Genomic DNA, 1,061 nt, shown 5'->3' on the forward strand with positions numbered 1-1,061 from the left:
TCGCAGACCCGCAGGTCGTCGAGTTCGTCGGACACGATCAGGGCGCTCCTGCCGGCGTCGGCGACTTCGCGGACGGTGCCGAGCAGGGATTCCTTGGACTTGATGTCCACGCCGTTGGTGGGCCGGATGGCGACCAGGACCTGCGGGTCGGTGGCCAGTGCGCGGGCGATGACGACCTTCTGCTGGTTGCCGCCGGACAGGGCGGCCACCGGGGCGGAGGGGCCGGGTGTCTTGATGTCGAGGTCGTCGATCATCCGCTCCGCGAAGGCGCGGGTGCGGGAGGGCAGGACCGTGCCGAAGGGGCCGAGCTGGTCGGTGACGGTCAGGGTGGCGTTCTCGGCGACGCTGCGCTGCGGGACCAGGCCCTGGATGTGCCGGTCCTCGGGGACGAAGCCGATGCCGGCCGCGAGGGCGGCGGGAACGTGGCCGGTGCGCACCGGGCGGCCTTTGACGGTGATCGTGCCGGACCGGGGGCGGTGCAGGCCGGCGATGGTTTCGCCGAGCCGGACGTTGCCGCTGGCGGCCGATCCGGCCAGGCCCACGACTTCGCCGGGACGTGCGGTCAGGGAGAGGTCGTGGTAGGCGCCGTCCAGGCTCAGCCCGGCGACCTCCAGGAGGGGGTCGCTGTCCGGGCGTGTGCGGCCGGCCGGTGACCAGGCGGGTTCGGCGTCGCGGGTGCTCTCGCCGGTCATCGCTTCCACCAGGGCGTGCTGGTCGAGTTCGGTGACGGGTGCGGTGATGATATGCCGGGCGTCGCGGTAGACGGTGACGGTGGTGCAGAGGTCGTAGACCTCTTGCAGGTGGTGCGAGATGAAGAGGAAGGCGACGCCCTGCTGCTGGAGCGAGCGCAGCTTGTCGAAGAGCTTGTCGATGCCGCGGGCGTCGAGTTTGGCGGTGGGTTCGTCGAGGATGATGAAGCGCGCACCGAAGGAGAGGGCGCGGGCGATCTCGACGAACTGGCGTTGTTCGACGGTGAGGTCCTCGGCGCGCGCGGTCGGGTCGACGTCGACCCCGTAATCGGCGAGGAGCTCGGTGGCGCGGCCGCGCAGCTGCTTCCAGCT

The 1,061-nt window shown here is 71.2% G+C and carries 1 protein-coding gene; it reads right to left on the reverse strand.

Annotated features, from left to right (window positions below; genetic code table 11):
• Positions 1 to 1,061, reverse strand: a 1,061-nt coding sequence (locus tag ACFC1F_RS43450; RefSeq protein ID WP_376167367.1) for a sugar ABC transporter ATP-binding protein, incomplete at both ends; no start/stop codon positions are given.

The sequence above is a fragment of the Kitasatospora sp. NPDC056181 genome, from assembly GCF_042266225.1.
In the GTDB taxonomy this organism is placed as follows: Bacteria; Actinomycetota; Actinomycetes; order Streptomycetales; family Streptomycetaceae; genus Kitasatospora.